Source organism: Streptomyces sp. NPDC005799 (genome assembly GCF_040630525.1).
In the GTDB taxonomy this organism is placed as follows: Bacteria; Actinomycetota; Actinomycetes; order Streptomycetales; family Streptomycetaceae; genus Streptomyces; species Streptomyces griseorubiginosus_B.
Genome location: NZ_JBEXXQ010000075.1, coordinates 10,181 through 25,953, shown reverse-complemented (window position 1 = coordinate 25,953; position 15,773 = coordinate 10,181). Strand labels below are relative to the sequence as shown.

Here is a 15,773-nt window from a genome sequence, read left to right as displayed (position 1 = left end):
CCGCACCGGCAGGAGACGCCAGATGACGCCGTACGACGACGAGCGCCTCATGGCCGAGCTGTGGCCCACCGGCAAGTTCGGCCGCGCCGAGCACGACCAGCGCCCGCCACTGCCGCCACTGCCCCCGCGCCCGCCAGAGCGCCGCCCGATACGGCCCTGGACCCCGGAGGAGCAGGCCCAGCACCGCGCCGACCTCCTCGCCGCCCTGGAGGGCTGGCAGGACAAGTCCCCGGCCGCGGACCGCAGGCGCAGATACAGCCGCGACTACGGCCGCCAGTACGGCAAGCAGGTCCGCCGCGCGCGCCGCCTCCGGCTCGTCCCGCCCCCGGCCCAGGACCAACGGCCGGGCACCAAAGCCGCTTGACCACCACACGCCCAGAGAGGCACCCCCATGTGCTGGAACGTCACGCCCCGCCGCCGCAAGCCCAACAGCGGGCGGTGGAAGGCCGACCGCACCGAGTACGCCCGCCGCCGGCCGTGGCCGCTCGAGTTCCCGAGCCGGCCCTTCCCTACGGCATCTACCCTGTCCGGATAGGTGATCTGCTGTGAAGGGAACTGCGTTGATCCAATACCCCGCGTTTCGGACGTGGCAGACGATGCAAGAGCGGTCAAATAACAGCATCGTGGCACTGGCTATTGGTGCCGGCCTTGCGGAGCGGGAGATGGCCCGGTCTACGCACCTGGCTGACGCAGCAGGCGCAGTACTTGCTGGGGTGGCGCAGGCCGAGCGGCTCGACGTGACGGCGACAGACGCGAAACAGATCTTCAAGACGGCGACGGAAGACATGGCCTTCTTGGCCATACCGCAAGTCGTGGCCCTACACATCGAGTTGTGCGTCGGCACGGTAGTCGAGTGCCAGCGTTTCCCAGGCCTCATCGGGCCGCAGAACAAGGGCCCTGAATGGTGGGCTGTGCCGTTCTTGGCGAAGACGGTCAGGTTCGGCGAGACAGAGACAACAGCGGACCATCTCATGAAGTTCTGCGTGAAGCTGCGGAACACCATCATGCACGGCGCCGGCAAGGTCGACGACCAACTGGTCCAGACATGGAGTCAGCTTCCGCAGGCGGCGAAGGCGCGCTGGGAAAAGCTGGCCAAACGACCGTTCACGTACGCGAGAGTCGGTGCGCTGCCGGACCTCCGTTGGCCCGAAGTCATGGCCACGCTTGCGGTGACGAAGGAGTCCGCCCGTGAGATCAACGCACGAATCGGGCGGCTGCTCACGCGGGAACAGTGGGCGCAAGTCATCGCCCATGACTACCGGGACGGTTCGCGGCACGGACGTAGGCGCTTCAACAGCATGACGCCAGGGAAGACGGTCATGGACGAGAACAACAAACCCCACCCGGGCCAGGAGCGGGCCCTGCAACGGCTGCAAGGGCACGCCACCACGTACTACCGCCCGCTGGGGATGACACTCGACGAACTGCGTACGGGCCGAGACGCCATTCGTTAGACGCGGGCGCTCTGCCATTGAGCTACTGGTGGACCGAATGTCCACGGACCGGGCTCGAACCGGTATCTCCCGCACAGTGGCGACTCCGGTGGTGAACCGGCCCATCCCGCAGATGATCGCCTCGCACCCACTCTATCGAGGAACGCCGCCAACTCAAGCGCCCATACGTCGAAACGAGCGCTCAATCACATCCCTGCCCCACCTCCGCGGGGGCTGGACGAGCCTTGCTCATCGGCCGAAGGCGCGGCGCTGCTCCGCGTGGACGGTCAGAGCCTCGGCAAGCACGGTCCGGTCGTAGTCGGGCCACCATCGGTCGTCGAAGTGGAGGGTGGCGTCGCAGGCCTGCCACAGCAGGAAGCCAGACAAGCGCCGCTCTCCGCTGGTACGGATGATCAGGTCCAGGTCGGGCAGGCCAGCCGTGGCCAGGTACCGCTCGATCGGTAGCTTGACTGCTGGGTCGTACTTCGGACAGGTCACCGCCTGGTGAGCGGCCCGCCGGATCTCGTCGTGCCCGTCGTAGCCGATGCCGAGACAGACCGTCATGCCGTCCCGCTGGGCCGTGGTGGCTTCGGCGTACTCGATCGCCTCCAGGAGTTGCGGGGTGGCGTAGCCCCGTAGGGCGCCATTGTGCAGGACACGGACAGGCCCGGTGGACTCGTCCGCGACGTCGTGCAGCAGCTCGGCGATCACGCCGACTAGGACAGCGACCTCTTCGGTGTCACGCTGGAAGTTCCGGCTCGACATGAGGAACACGGAGGCGGCTGCGAGGCCTAGTTCGCGGCAATGGCCGAGGGCCCGGCGGACGGCGAGGGCGCCGTGTCGGAAGCCGCTGGATGCCCCTACATCCCGGGCAGCGGCCCAACGGCGGTTGCCGTCGGCGATGAACGCGATGTGCCGGGCCAGAGTGGTCTGGACGGGAACGGTGGGATCATGGGTGATCGTCATGACGGTCGGTTGTAGAGGGCGCTGGTCCTACTGTCGTGGGCTCAAATCCATCGCCGTAGATGGTCAGCCCCCCGGGGTCCGTGAAGTAACCGCGCAGGCCTGCGGCGGCGTAATCCATGAGCGGCGCTGGCAGTTTGGTGACGGGGAACCAGCGCAGGGCGTCGCACTTGTTGGGCTCCCGGTTCGTCGGGGTGCCGGTCCAGGTGCGGGCCTCGAAGAACACTCCGAAGTGGTCGGTGGTGCCATGCCGGGCATGGACCGTCTGCCCAATGGCGAGGGCGTTCGGGACTAGCCCGATGCCGAGTTCCTCGTGGGCTTCCCGAACGATGGCGTCTACGACGGACTCACCGGGTGCGTCGGGTTCAGCGGGTTTGACTTTGCCACAGGGCAGGGCCCATTCGCCGCTGCCGTAGGCCGCGCCAGCGCGCAGGGCGAGGAGGATCTCTTCGCCGTGGCGGAGGATGAGGTGTACGTCGAGGTCAGCGGTCGCGGCGGTCATACGTTCGCTGCCTCCTGGGCGCCCAGCAGCTCCCGGGTGGCGGTGCCCGCGGTTTGGTAGTGAACAGCGACCTTCTGGAGCCAGGGCACTTCGCTGTCGTAGTCGCCGCGGGAAGAGGAGACGAATTCGGCCTGCGTCGATTGGGGGGAGTCCCCGCGCGTTTTGTATGCCAGGGCCGTACTCGTCCAGTATGCCTCGGCGGCGGCCGCGGTCTCCTCGGCGGAGGCCGTGGCGTGCAACTGGGCGTACTCCTTGGCCCGGTCGAACAGGTCGCGTGGAGCGTAGTACTGCAGTTCCGCGGTGATGTCCCGGATCTCGGTGACATAGCGGGCCAGGCGGTCGTTGATGGGCTGGTCCAAACGGAAGATGTCACGCAGGTAGTTGAAGGCGCTGGACAGGGCACCGAGTCGATACTGGGACGGCTTGAGCATGACCGGGCCGGGGACAGCGAGGGCGAGGTCACGCCACAAGGGGTGCAGCCGGATGAGGGCTATGAAGGCGCGGGCACGGTCAACGAGCGCTCGGGAAGCCGGGACTGTGAGACCGAGGAGCAGCAGGAGGAAGAGGCCCGTCTGCAGGGGCTCGGTGATGCTCTCCTGCAGGTTGGCAAGGTGCGCGGTCGGGACAACCGCAGTGGCGTAGAAGACGTACATGGTGCGGATCAGGGCGTATAGAACAGCTAGGCCCATGGACGTGCACATCATGCCGAGCGCCACGCGCATGAGGGTGCTCGGCGTACGTCGGACAGCGCTGCCCCACTGGTAGCCGGCGACGGCCGAGGCGCCTCCCATGTAGAGGTACACGAGCGACATGTAGACGGTCATGCCGAGTTCGCCAGCGTGGCCGGTGACGAAATGCTCAGTCGGCATACTGCGGTTGATAGCGAACGCGAACAGCAAGATCAGGCAGGCGATGGTGACGACGGTCGCTTTGAGTGCAACCTTCGACACAGCGCGGGAGACGCGGACGTACCGTTCGCCCGAAGACTCGTCCTGGCTGCCGTACATGGCGAGGACGTAACTGAGCAGGGAGTAGATTCCACCGATCGCTATGACGTGCTTTACGACGCTCGACAGGTCGTTGATTCCGCTGTGGTCCATGCCGTAGTCGATGAGCGGGGTCTTCAGTGTCCAGACCGCGGCGAAGGCGATGACCATGCCCCACAGGGCGCGGCGGCGGTGATCACCCCAGAGAGCTGAGGACAGGCGCCAGAAGGCTGATATCCAGAAAAGGACGGCGACGACGTACGGGGCGATACTCACTGTTGCTTCCTTCTTCGCCGACGGGCGAACGGGTGGGAAAGACTGGCTTCAAGGCGACCGACCAGGTCGTCGGTAGCTCGGTTCTGGCGCGCGGCAAGATCACGGATGATGCCGGCGGAGACCTCCGTGGCGAGTTCCTGCTCGGACTCGTACGTGGTGCGTGCCGCGATGGGGACGCCGCGGGTGAAGCGGCTGATCAAGTTGGTGCCCACGTGTGGAGTCATACGCTGGAACTCGTCGGGGCTGATGGTGCCGCCGTGATCGAACCACTCGTGGACAAGTTCGTGCAGGATGACGTGTTCCTGGTGGTACGGGGTACTGCGTAGAGGGAACAGAACCAGGCTTGCCCCGTTGGCCATCTTCACGCGTAGACCGCACGCCGATCCGGGCGCGGTGAGCGCCGGCGGCATGGGCCGCAAGAAGATGCGGCGGTCGAGCTCTGCCTCCATCGCGCGGACCAGGGTGGGGATACTGAAGGGTTTAGGGATGGGGAAGCCGTCTAGGTCTTCTACGAGCTGCTTGCGCAGCCGACGCAGGGAAGACATTGGGCACCTCGGGGTGGGGGAGTCGCGGGTTCTTGTCCGCTCCGGAACACTTGTCGGGACACAGCTGGCCGGTTCACGCGCTACGACTGTGGCGAGTCGTCGGACAGCTCAGCCGCCACTTCGTTGAGGTAGGCAAGCAGTTCAGCCGACAGGCCGCTGGTGACTCCACGGCCAGCAAGCCCCTGTACATCGCCGCGGTGCACTGCGCGCAGGAAGTTCAGCGACTCGAAGACCCTTTTCACGACTTCGTGCTGTGGCTCGAAGAACAGTGGGTCAACGTCGAAGAATTCCGCGACGGCGTCGATGATTGGCTGTCCAGGAACGTACGGTTCCCCGGTGTTCGCGGCGATGGTGCCGGACCGCACCTTGCCCAAGGTGACGTGCGAGATGACCTCGCGCCGGTGATAGCCGTTGATGGCCGCTGCGACGGCTCGGTCGGACGATCTGTCGCCCCAGGGTGCTTCGTCCGGGGGGAAGGCGTTGCAGATCAAGTACTCGATCTTCTCGGCCAGGGTCCGCGGCTCGTGTTCGGGCTCCCCGTCATCCATTGTGCTCCCCCACGGATAGGACTCATTCTTCCCGGGCATCGCACCAAGCTAGACCGTGCGCGCCCAACCCGCTGCCGATGCAAGGGGGCTGCGGGCACGGAGAACCGTGCAACGGCGCAGGCCAGGTGGCGGTGCCCGACAGGCGGGCCATGCACGTTAGCGGGTTGCGCGATCACTCTACGCCACTGTTAAATCAATTTTCCAGGCGGGAACGAGCCGCATGCATATGCCTCACTGACCACTCCCGCCCCAGCATGAGGGGAACTCAGTTGCCGACACGCCCGCTTGACGGAGGCGCGGATCGCCACTGCACGGTGGCTGCGGCATCCAGGCATACCCCCGTGACGAGAACGGCGACACTCGCGCTCTCAAGCAAGATTGCGGATGCGCCCTCGCCCTCCACGGAGCTTGCTGGCGCCCGCTGTAGCCGCTTCATCGTGCAGGCTCATGGCTCGACCGCCACCTGTGCTGTCGTCCGCGAAGTACTCCCGCCCACTAGCTACACGGAGGCCAGCCGCCGTGCGAGGGCTGCCGTCTGAAGTGGCTGGAGGCCCAATTCCTTGCGCCCAACCCTCATATACTCACCTCTATCGAACTGATATTCGACATCGTTCCATCCGACAGGACGGACTAGCCGTGACGATCTCTGACGCCATATCGCCGCTTTGGGCCTCCGGCCTGCAGTCCGCCCCGGCCGGCCGCGACACGGCCGCGCCGCACGGGCTGCCCAATCTTGAGAAATCGATCGAGTTCCGTCTTGGCCCCGAGCACACCCCCGTCCAGAGCCTGCGCCGCGCCCGCAGCTTCGCTGCGAAGGTGCTGCCCGCGCTGCTCGCTGGCGCGCCCAATGCCAAGGCCGTTGAGGAAGCGGCGCTTGCCGTGCTGACCGAACTCGTCGATGTCACAGCCCGGCATCGCGCCAGCGTCGACCTGGGCGGCCGCGTCTCGTATGACGGCGACCATGTCCTGATCACCGTTGGGGAGATGGGCCGACCGTTGCCGGACCCCGAGGAGGAGCCGGGCCTGTTCCTTGTCCACCGCCTGGTCGACGACATCGGCCAGCACCGCGACGACGGCGAGGGATACGAGACCTGGGCCTCCATTCCGGTTCGGTCGAAGGCGTAATAGTCCTATGTGGCCCTGCATTTCTGGCCACTTTCCGTTTCGGGAGGGGCGCGAGCCTGCCGTCTCCCAGGCCGGCCGCAATCTCGGAAATTGGGGGGCTGGCCCCACCCTCGGATACGCCTCCGAGCGGAGCCGCCGACGGCGACCGGGGATCGGACGGAATCAATCCGTCTACCTTTGGTCAGGGCAGTGATGTCGGACGGTAGTGCGTTCGAGGCGAATGGCGACCTGCCGCAGCTTGGAATTCTGGTTTCTGGGGGCATCACGCCCCCAAAAAGCTCACCTATGCCACCGACGGCTACGAGTACGTGACGCACATCACAATGGGTGTCCACATACTGGACGCCCGTAAGTTGGTCTGACACGTCTGCGTGACGGTGCGCGCCCCGTCTCTGTCGCCTGGGAGATTGATGAACTCAAGGGAGCCAGCGCATCCCGGAGACAGGCGGTTTTGGCGGTGTGGTTATACGCGGCAGCTGTCGATGTGGGTGACGTCGCGGAAGTCGGCGATGACGGGGCTGGCCATGGATTCGCGGTAGACGACTACTGCGCGGCCGTAAGGCCAAGTGGTGTCGTTGGAGAAGTCCTGTGCGGCTTCGGAGCAGCCGTCGAACATCAGGCCGCGGACGTTGTCGGTCCAGTTGGCGTCGTCGTGGTAGTCCTGCCCCTCCGGGTACGTCCCGGGGCCGAAGGTGACGAACATCGTCTGCGCTTTGGGATTGAAGGTCACAGTCACGCTCTCGCCCAAGTACTGCTGCCCCTGAAATATGGAGGACGTGTCCTTGAGTAGACGTCGAGCGGCGGCCCTCTCCGCAGATGTGGCGGGCAGCCGGGCGGTGTTCCATTCGTCGACGGTCGGCTGGGCGCTGTCGCTGCGGGTATATGCCGGTGACGGGGCGCCAGCTTGCTGGTTTTCCGACGCGAGTTGCGCCGCGGAGACGGATGGCGTGGGGCTGCCTGGACGGCTGGGGGAGTGCTTTGCCGTAAGAGTAGGGGTACCGGTTATCGCTGTCGGCCTGCTACTTGGTGCAGAAGCCTGTTCCCGTGAGGCATGGGATGACTGGAAGGCTGCGACAGCGCCGCCGAGACCACCGAGAATGGCAGCGGCTGCGCCAACTGCCAGATACAGCCGGGCACGGCTACGGCGTGACGGTCCAGGCCAGGCGGGTTCGTCTTCGGACGGCAGATCCCAGTGCAGGCTCACCAAATCGGATATCAGCGTGGGTGGCTGGTGGCCGGCCGGGGAGATCACGGCGGTTGCCTGGGCCGCGAGCAACGTGGTGCAGGCGTCTTCGAGTTCGGCGGCACTCGGCCGGTCGGACGGCTTCTTGGACAAGGCCTGTTCCGCCAGGCGTCTAAGGTCAGCCGGCATACCCTCCAGGTCCGGCTCGGCTGACATGACTCGGAAGGCGACGGCGTCCGCAGCGCCGCTACCGAAGGGAAGACGGGCGGTCGCGGCGTAGGCGACGAGGGCTCCCCAGGCGAAGACGTCGCCTTCCGGACTGACCGCGCCGGTTCGGTAATGCTCGGGGCTGATCCAGCCCGGTGTACCGGTCATCACTCCGGTGCGCGTGAGGGAAGTGCCGTCCAGGGCGTGGGCGATGCCGAAGTCCAACACCCGCGGGCCGGACGGGGCCAGGATTACGTTCTGCGGTTTCACATCCCGATGGACGATGCCCACCGCATGCACCGCAGTCAGTGCGGCTGCGGTGCCGGCTGCCAGCGCGTACAGATGCGCTCCGACCAGGGGGGCGTTGGCCGCCAGGTGTCGATCGAGGGTGGGGCCAGGAATGAAAGGCGTAGCAAGCCATGGGGTCGCAGCTTCGGTGTCGGCGTCATGGACCGGTACCAGACATGGCCCTATGACCCGCTGCGAGAGCTGTACTTCCCGCCGGAAGCGAGCACGGAACTCATCATCCGCAGCCTGCGCCGGATGGATAACTTTGACGGCCATCCGCTCTCCTGCCGCGCTGAGCGCGGCATACACAGTGCCCATGCCGCCAGCGCCAAGTCGTCCCACGATGCGGTAAGGACCTACACGGCGTGGGTCGCCCTGCTGCACTGGCTGAACACGGCTGGACACGACATTTCCCCCTGGTGATCAACGGCGCACATCGGGCCGCAGCAGCGATCAATCGTATCGTCTGCCACACTCTGAGCTGGTTCGACTGCTACAGAACTTGTGGCGGAGACGCTCCTTCGCCTGGGGCAGGATGGGCAGCGTAAGTAGCCATCAAGGTAGCCATGGAGAGCTGCATCCTGCGTGTTTACGCAGGTGATAGCGCTGCGGTGATTCTCCCCGGCGTACAGCCCGACTCGTCTGCCGCCAAGATTGATGACCAGCGAGAGTGCTGGTCGTTGGCCCAGCTGTACCGTCAGAGGGGTGAGGGAGCCCCACATCATCGTGCGGTCTTAGCGGGCGCCCCGTCCCTCGCGAGAGCAGCGGCCCTCGACCACTCTCGGCGTCGGCATCCACTTCACGTTGTCGATCCGGAGTCGGGTTTCCGTCCGAAATCGATGAGCTTGTTCCCAACTTGACGCAGAGACAACCGCGTCATAGGCGGCGACGGATATTGGCTGAAGGCGGACAAGCCGAGCTGATTGACGCCCTCCCGGGAAAAAATGACCCCTGGTTGCCCAGGGTCAGACTTTTTGGATGGTTTGTCGTCAACTGCGGGGAGACTCCTCGGGTCCGATCAGCGCCTCTTCCCTGTGTGCGTCGTTGCCGATTCACGCGATGAAAATCAATTCTCGGCGAGCCTGCGCCGACCTGCACACCCACGGTGTCGACGATCTGCGTGGCTATCAGGGGGGCTAGAAAAGATCATTTTCCGCCACGCTCTCCATGTCTTGTTTCATGCGAGTCGACCTGAGCAGGCTGCCCGAGCGCGAATTCCGCTGCGCGGAGGTTCCCCAGCGTGAGGACTTTTCCCCGTTTTGGGTTTTTTCTTTGCCAATGATTTACGAGTTTACCTCCATGGTCGGGCGATTTGATCTTGTTTGTTTCACTTCGAGTTCCGATATGTTTCGCTGCGCCCTACAGTCTGTGGGGCTTCTGTGAATGAGGAGCTTGAGTGGGGAAGAGAGTGTGGGTCGGGCGTAGAACCGACCTGCTGAAGTCAGGGCGAGGATGGAGCCGGGGTATAGCCGGCTCGCTCGCTCTGGCTCTGGCCGTGACGGCGTTCGCGGACACGGCACCGGCGTTCGCCACCGGTTCGGCCGGGCACAAGGCCGAGTCGGATTCGTCGCAGCGCGGTAAGCGCTATCCGTCATCGGCCGCGGACCTGGCGTCGGCGCGGGTTCTGGCACGGTTGTCGGGCAAGCGCGTCGAGGCGCTCGGGGAGCGCACGGAGACATCGACGACGTGGGTGAACCCGAACGGCTCGCTGACCACGGAGCTTTCCGCGGGCCCGGTGCGATTCCGTGACGGGAACGACTGGCGTGCCGTCGACCTGGATCTGCAGGCGAGTGATGGCTCCGTGGCACCGAAGGCGCATCCGCGGGGGCTGCGGCTGGCCGGTGGCCGGTCCGGGTTCAAGGCGTCTGCGGACAGCGGACGTTCGGGCCCGTCGACGGATCTCGTCACCCTGGGTGAGGGTGATCGGCAGATCGGTCTGCAGTGGAAGGGCGACCTGCCCAAGCCGCAACTGAAGGGCAACCGGGCCACCTACCGTGGTGCGGTGCGCGGTGGCGACGTCGTCGTGGAGGCGACGCGTACCGGGTTCGAGCAGTTCGTGAACATCAATGCCCGTCCGCAGGACGGTGGTTACTCGTACACGCTGCCGTTGAGGGCGAAGGGTCTCAAGGTCGTCCAACAGAAGGACGGCAGCCTGCTCTTCACGGACAAGAAGGGCAAGAAGCAGGCGGTCATGCCGGCGCCGGTGATGTGGGACGCCCGCGTCGACCCGGTTTCGGGTGAGCACACTCACCGGGCGCCGGTGAAGCTCACCGTGCGGCAGTCCAAGGGCACGATCAGCCTGGTCTTCACGCCGGACGCGAAGTTCCTGGCGGACCCGGCGACCGAGTTCCCGGTGACCGTGGACCCGTCGACGTCCGCGCTGTCGAACGTCTTCGACACCTACGTCCAGCAGGGTGAGACCGTCGACTGGTCCAGCGATGTGGAGCTGGACGCCGGCAACCCGGGGACGAAGAACGCCGACGGCACCGCACGGATCGCGCGGTCGTTCATCACCTGGAACACCGCGCCCATCAGCGACTCGCTGGTTTCGAGCGCCAAGCTGTCGCTGTGGAACTTCCATTCCGGCAACACGGACTGCAAGGCCTACCCCTGGGACGTGTGGGACGCCGGCAAGGCGTCGACCGCTTCGCGGTGGAGTTCGCAGCCCGCGTGGAACCAGAAGATGGCCACGTCCACGGAGACCAAGGGCAACCCCGGCTGCGCCTCGGCGCCGGACGGCTGGGTGAACGCGGATGTCACGGACCTCGTCCAGGGCTGGGCCTCCGCGAAGAACACCACGTCCGGGATGGGGCTTCGCGCCCCGGACGAGACGTCGGCGGCGTCGGTCATGCAGTGGAAGAGGTTCAACTCGGCCAACGCGTCGTCCAACGTGCCGAAGCTGACCGTCACCTACAACTACCGGCCCAAGACGGGTACCGACCAGCAGGCCGGTCCGCCGTTCTTCCAGGACGGGTCGGGGACGTGGTTCGTGAACACGACCACACCGACGCTGAGCGACACGTTCGTGGACATGAACAACGACAAGGTCGACGGCACGTTCGAGGTTGACGACGCCACCACTGGCACGCAGGTCGGCAACTACCTGGTCTCTCCCTACGTGCCCAGCGGTCAGCCGGCCTCCGTGACGGTCCCCTCCGGGCTGCTCACCAACGGTAAGACGTACAAGTTCCGCACCAACTCCTACGACGGCACCCACTACAACCTGGGCTGGTCGGCGTGGGCCACGTTCACCGTGGACACCTCGGCGCCCTCCGCGCCCACGGCGGTGACCTCCACGGACTACCCCTCGGACTCGTGGGTCAAGGGTGTCGGCCAGGCGGGCGTGTTCAAGGTGACGCCGCCGTCCGGTGATCAGAACGGCGTCGAGTGGTCGCTGGACGGCACCACCTGGACCAAGGTCGCCACCAGCGGAACGACGCCGGTCAACATCACCGTCAAGCCGGCCAAGGCGGGCACCAACACCCTCCAGGTCCGGGCGACGGACCGCGCGGACAACAAGTCCGAGCCGGTGTCCTACACCTTCCACGTCGGCCCCGGCGGCGTAACCAGCCCCGACGAGGGCACCCGCACCGCCGCCCGTCTCCCGCTCACCGCGGAGGCCGACGGCGCCAAGTACGACCACGTGACGTTCTCCTGGCGCCGCGGTGACGCGGACACCTGGACGAGTGTCCCGGCCGGCGACGTGACGGTGGGCGGCCAGCCGCTGACGGCCTGGCCCGTCGCGCTGACCTCGGGCAAGAGTCCCAAGATCACCTGGAACGCCACCAGTACCGTCAACCCCGACGGCGCCGTGCAGATCCGCGCCGACTTCACCGGCCCGAACAGCGCGACCGCGTCCTCCGACCCGGTCGACGCGGTCGTGGACCGCACCGCTGACGGCGCCGCCACCGAGGAGGTGGGTCCGGGTTCGCTGAACCTGCTGAACGGCGACTACACCCTTTCCGACAACGACGCCTCGTTCTTCGGCCTCTCGGTCGACCGCACCGCGTCGTCGCGCTCCCCGCAGGCGGGCGGCGGTGACGGGCAGCAGGCGCCGATCTTCGGCAAGGAATGGCTCTACGGCGCCTCCAGCGAGCAGACCTCCACGCCGTGGTCGGGCATGTCGAAGACCTCGCCGACGTCGGTGAGCGTGTACGCGGCCGGTGACGACAGCCACCTGGACTTCACCCAGAACGCCGCGAAGACCGGTTGGATCCCCGAGGTGGGCTCCGAGGACTACGACCTCACCGGCAGCTTCGGCGGGACCTTCACTCTGAAGACCTCCGCCGGCGAGGCCACCACCTTCACTCCCGTCAGCGGCAGCTCGACGCTCTACAGCGCCGCCTCCTCCTACCTGGACGGCCTGTCCAACACCACGACGACCACGGTCGTCGAGCCGGTGACGCTGGGCGAGTACAAGACCTCGCGCCCCAAGATGATCATCGCGCCGACGTCGGCGGTCTCCGCGTCGACCTGTGTGACGACTCCGTCCACCAAGGGATGTCGCGTACTGGAGTTCGTCTACGCAACGGCCACCACCGCGACCTCGTCGGCGCTGGGCGACGTGAAGGACCAGGTCTCGTCGATCAAGTTGTGGTCGACCCCGCCGGGCGCCTCCGCCGGCACCGCGCAGACCGTCGCGCAGTACGCGTACGACAGCAACGGACGGCTGCGCGAGCAGTGGGACCCGCGAATCAGCCCCGCGCTGAAGACCGCCTACACCTACGACGGCTCCGGCCGCGTCAGCACGCTGACCCCGCCCGGTCAGCTGCCGTGGACGTTCACCTACGGGCAGGCCGGATCCAACCCGGCGGCTGGTGACGGCATGCTGCTGAAGGCCTCGCGCCCCACGCTCACGCCGGGCACCGCGAGCCAGACCAACGGCACCGCCGTCACCAGCGTCGTCTACGGCGTCCCGCTGAGCGGCGCGACCGCCCCGGAGGATCTCGGCTCCTCCGCGACGGACTCATGGGGTCAGACCGACAAGCCCAGCGACGCCACCGCGGTGTTCCCGGCCGACCAGGTGCCCGCGGGCAACGACGGCAGCACCCTGACCGCGACCGGCTACACCCGGGCGGACATCCACTACCTGGATTCCTCCGGCCGTGAGGTCGACAAGGTCATCCCGGGCCACCACATCACCGTCACCGAGTACGACCAGTTCGGCGACACCGTCCGCAGCCTGAGCGCGAGCAACCGCGAACTGGCCCTGGGCACCACCGCCGACCAGCGGACCCGGCTGACCACGCTCGGCATCGTCAACCTGTCCTCCGCCGAACGCGCCCAGCTCCTGTCGACCAGCACCCTCTACAACGGCACCGGCACCCGCGAACTCGAAGAAGACGGGCCGCTGCACCAGATCGTCCTTGCCTCCAAGCTGATGAACGGCACAGCCGCGGTCGCACAGGCCGGCAGCACGGTCATCGCCCGTGCCCAGACCCTCAAGGAGTACGACAGCGGCAGGCCCACCGACGGCACCGCAGCAGTGCAGGACCAGGTCACGAAGCAGACCGTGGGCGCCCAGCTGAGGGCCTGGCCCACGCTGACCGCCGACCCCAAGGTCACGGCCATCGGCTACGACTGGGCCAAGGGCGTGGCCACCAGCACCACCGCCGACCCGGACGGGTTGGCGCTGACCACGACCACCACGTACGACAGCCAGGGTCGCGTCACCAAGACCCAGCTCCCCGCCGCCACCGGCACCGACGCGGGAACCACCCTGACCAGCTACTACACCGGCGACGGCACCGGCACCTGCGGCGGCAGGCCCGAATGGGCCGGCGCGGTCTGTCAGACCGGCCCCGCCGCGGCCATCACCGGCGGCGGCTCCAACCCGACGCAGCTTCCCGTCAAGACCCTTGAATACGGCACGTACGGGCAGACCACCAAGATCACCGAAACCGCCAACAGCGTCACCCGCACCACCACGAACGATTACGACGCTGCCGGCCGACCCACCACGGTCACCGTCTCCGGCGGGGTCGGGGCAGCCGTCCCGGCCACGACCACGTCGTACGACCCCGCCACCGGCGATGAGATCAAGCAGACCTCCACGGCCGGGGGCACCATCACCAAGACGTTCGACCAGCTAGGCCGTCAGATGTCCTACACGGACGCCGACGGCGGTACCACCAGTACCCGGTACGACGCGCTCGACAGGCCCACCGTCGTCAGCGACAACGTGCCGTCGACCACCACGTACACCTACGACACCGCCATCGACCCGCGGGGACTGGCCACTTCGGTGACCGACTCCGTCGCCGGCACCTTCTCCGCCCGCTACGACGCCGACGGCACCGTGGCGAGCCAGGGCCTGCCCGGTGGCTACACCATGCAGCAGGACCTGGACCCGGCCGGACGTCCTGTCGCACGCACCTACACCCGCAACAGCGACGGCACCGTGCTGGTGTCCGACAGCGTCACCGCCACGGTGCAGGGCCAAGTGGCCACCCACACCGGCACGCCCGGCGTGACGGCCTCCCAGGCCTACGCCTACGACAAGGCCGGCCGCCTCACCCAGGTGCAGGACACGGGCGCCGACGCGATCTGCGCCACCCGCTCCTACACCTTCGACAAGAACAGCAACCGCAAAACGCTCGCGACCGCCGTCGCGACCCCGGGCACCGACTGCACCACGACCGGCGGTACGAACACCTCCTACACCTACGACAGCGCCAACCGGCTGGTGAACACCGGCTACACCTACGACGCCTTCGGCCGCACCACCGCACTGCCGGGCAGCACGCTGGCCTACTTCGCCAACGACCTCGTCCAGCAGCAGACCGCCGGCACTCAGCGCCAGACCTGGACCCTGGACTCCGCCCTGCGGTTCCGTTCCTGGACCACCGAGTCCAACGCCTCCGGCACCTGGACCCGGACCGGATCCAAGCTCAACCACTACGACTCCGACGGGGACGACCCACGCTGGATCGTGGAGGACACCGCCGGCGGGGCCCTCACTCGCAACGTCGACGGACCCGATGGCGATCTTGCCGCCACCACCAGCAAGACGGGCGACACGGTCCTCCTGCTGTCGAACCTGCACAGCGACGTCACCCTCGCGCTGCCGGTCGACACCACTGCGGCGCCGACCGTCCTCGACGCCGACGAGTACGGCAATCCGCGAGCGGGCCAGGCGGCCACCCGTTACGACTGGCTGGGCAGCAAGCAGCGTTCGTCCGAGACCGTCACCGGCCTCACGCTGATGGGCGTCCGCCTGTACGACCCCAGCACCGGTCGGTTCCTCCAGGTCGACCCGGTCGCCGGCGGCAGTTGCAACAGCTACGACTACGTCTGCGGCGACCCGGTCAACATGGTCGACCTCGACGGACGAATGGCCGCGATCGCCCTCGTCGGTCTCGCGGTGGGAGGAGTGAGCGCCAGCACGGTGCTCACCATCATCGGCGTCGCCGCCGTCGTGGCGATCATTGCCCTGATCTGGTGGTACGGGAAGAGCTGGGCGATCCACAAGGTCCAGATCCTGTGGAAGGAAGCCAGGAAATCCGGCAAGGAACGGGCAAGCGATGCACCGAGTTTCGTGAGGGGCAAGCATAAAATCGCCGGTAAGTCGGCAGAGTGGTCTGCGATAAAGTACTTTGAGGAGGAATACGGTCGACCTCCCACGAAGCGGGAGAAGGGACCCGGAGGTCCAATCAACAAGGCGAAGAAATACCTTGACCGGAAGTAAGTAGACCGACCGATGGCGTTCGGGGGTGAA

Annotated in this window: 10 protein-coding genes; 4 read left to right on the top strand and 6 right to left on the bottom strand. The window is 66.7% G+C overall.

Translation table 11 applies throughout. The features are described 5' to 3' along the window. Positions 1-22 precede the first annotated feature (22 nt). Both ABZ453_RS45080 and ABZ453_RS45075 read left to right on the top strand, forming a co-directional pair. Positions 23-364 carry a hypothetical protein gene (locus ABZ453_RS45080; RefSeq protein ID WP_359024950.1) on the top strand — a complete coding sequence of 114 codons (342 nt, stop codon included), beginning with the start codon at positions 23-25 and terminating at the stop codon, positions 362-364. A gap of 349 nt (positions 365-713) precedes the next feature. After that, on the top strand, positions 714-1,454 hold the full coding sequence (locus tag ABZ453_RS45075; RefSeq protein ID WP_359024948.1) for a hypothetical protein: 741 nt from the start codon (positions 714-716) through the stop codon (positions 1,452-1,454). Between the two features lie 228 nt (positions 1,455-1,682). Here ABZ453_RS45075 and uppS read toward each other — a convergent pair whose 3' ends face one another. The 5 genes from uppS to ABZ453_RS45050 all read right to left on the bottom strand — a co-directional run bounded on the left by uppS (position 1,683) and on the right by ABZ453_RS45050 (position 5,253). Then, a complete protein-coding gene (uppS, locus tag ABZ453_RS45070) occupies positions 1,683-2,399 on the bottom strand; it encodes a polyprenyl diphosphate synthase (RefSeq protein ID WP_359024946.1) in 717 nt (238 codons plus the stop codon). Then, entirely contained in the window at positions 2,383-2,898 is a 516-nt protein-coding gene (locus ABZ453_RS45065; RefSeq protein WP_359024944.1) for an NUDIX domain-containing protein, read from the bottom strand. The genes uppS and ABZ453_RS45065 overlap by 17 nt, the downstream gene beginning before the upstream one ends. Next, entirely contained in the window at positions 2,895-4,160 is a 1,266-nt protein-coding gene (locus ABZ453_RS45060; RefSeq protein ID WP_359024942.1) for an MAB_1171c family putative transporter, read from the bottom strand. Before ABZ453_RS45060 ends, ABZ453_RS45065 begins: the two co-directional genes overlap by 4 nt. After that, a complete protein-coding gene (locus ABZ453_RS45055) occupies positions 4,157-4,705 on the bottom strand; it encodes a toxin (RefSeq protein ID WP_359024940.1) in 549 nt (182 codons plus the stop codon). The genes ABZ453_RS45060 and ABZ453_RS45055 overlap by 4 nt, the downstream gene beginning before the upstream one ends. A gap of 80 nt (positions 4,706-4,785) precedes the next feature. Beyond that, complete coding sequence (locus tag ABZ453_RS45050) at positions 4,786-5,253, bottom strand: hypothetical protein (RefSeq protein ID WP_359024938.1); 468 nt, start codon at positions 5,251-5,253, stop codon at positions 4,786-4,788. Between the two features lie 636 nt (positions 5,254-5,889). Between ABZ453_RS45050 and ABZ453_RS45045 the strand changes: the two genes are divergently transcribed. Continuing rightward, a complete protein-coding gene (locus tag ABZ453_RS45045; protein WP_359024936.1) occupies positions 5,890-6,378 on the top strand; it encodes a hypothetical protein in 489 nt (162 codons plus the stop codon). Between the two features lie 463 nt (positions 6,379-6,841). Here ABZ453_RS45045 and ABZ453_RS45040 read toward each other — a convergent pair whose 3' ends face one another. Next, entirely contained in the window at positions 6,842-8,440 is a 1,599-nt protein-coding gene (locus tag ABZ453_RS45040) for a serine/threonine-protein kinase (protein WP_359024995.1), read from the bottom strand. Positions 8,441-9,551: 1,111 nt separating this feature from the next. Between ABZ453_RS45040 and ABZ453_RS45035 the strand changes: the two genes are divergently transcribed. Then, the gene (locus tag ABZ453_RS45035) at positions 9,552-15,743 is read left to right on the top strand and encodes a DNRLRE domain-containing protein (protein ID WP_359024934.1); all 6,192 of its coding nucleotides are present in this window, start codon (positions 9,552-9,554) and stop codon (positions 15,741-15,743) included. The last annotated feature ends 30 nt before the right edge of the window (positions 15,744-15,773 follow it).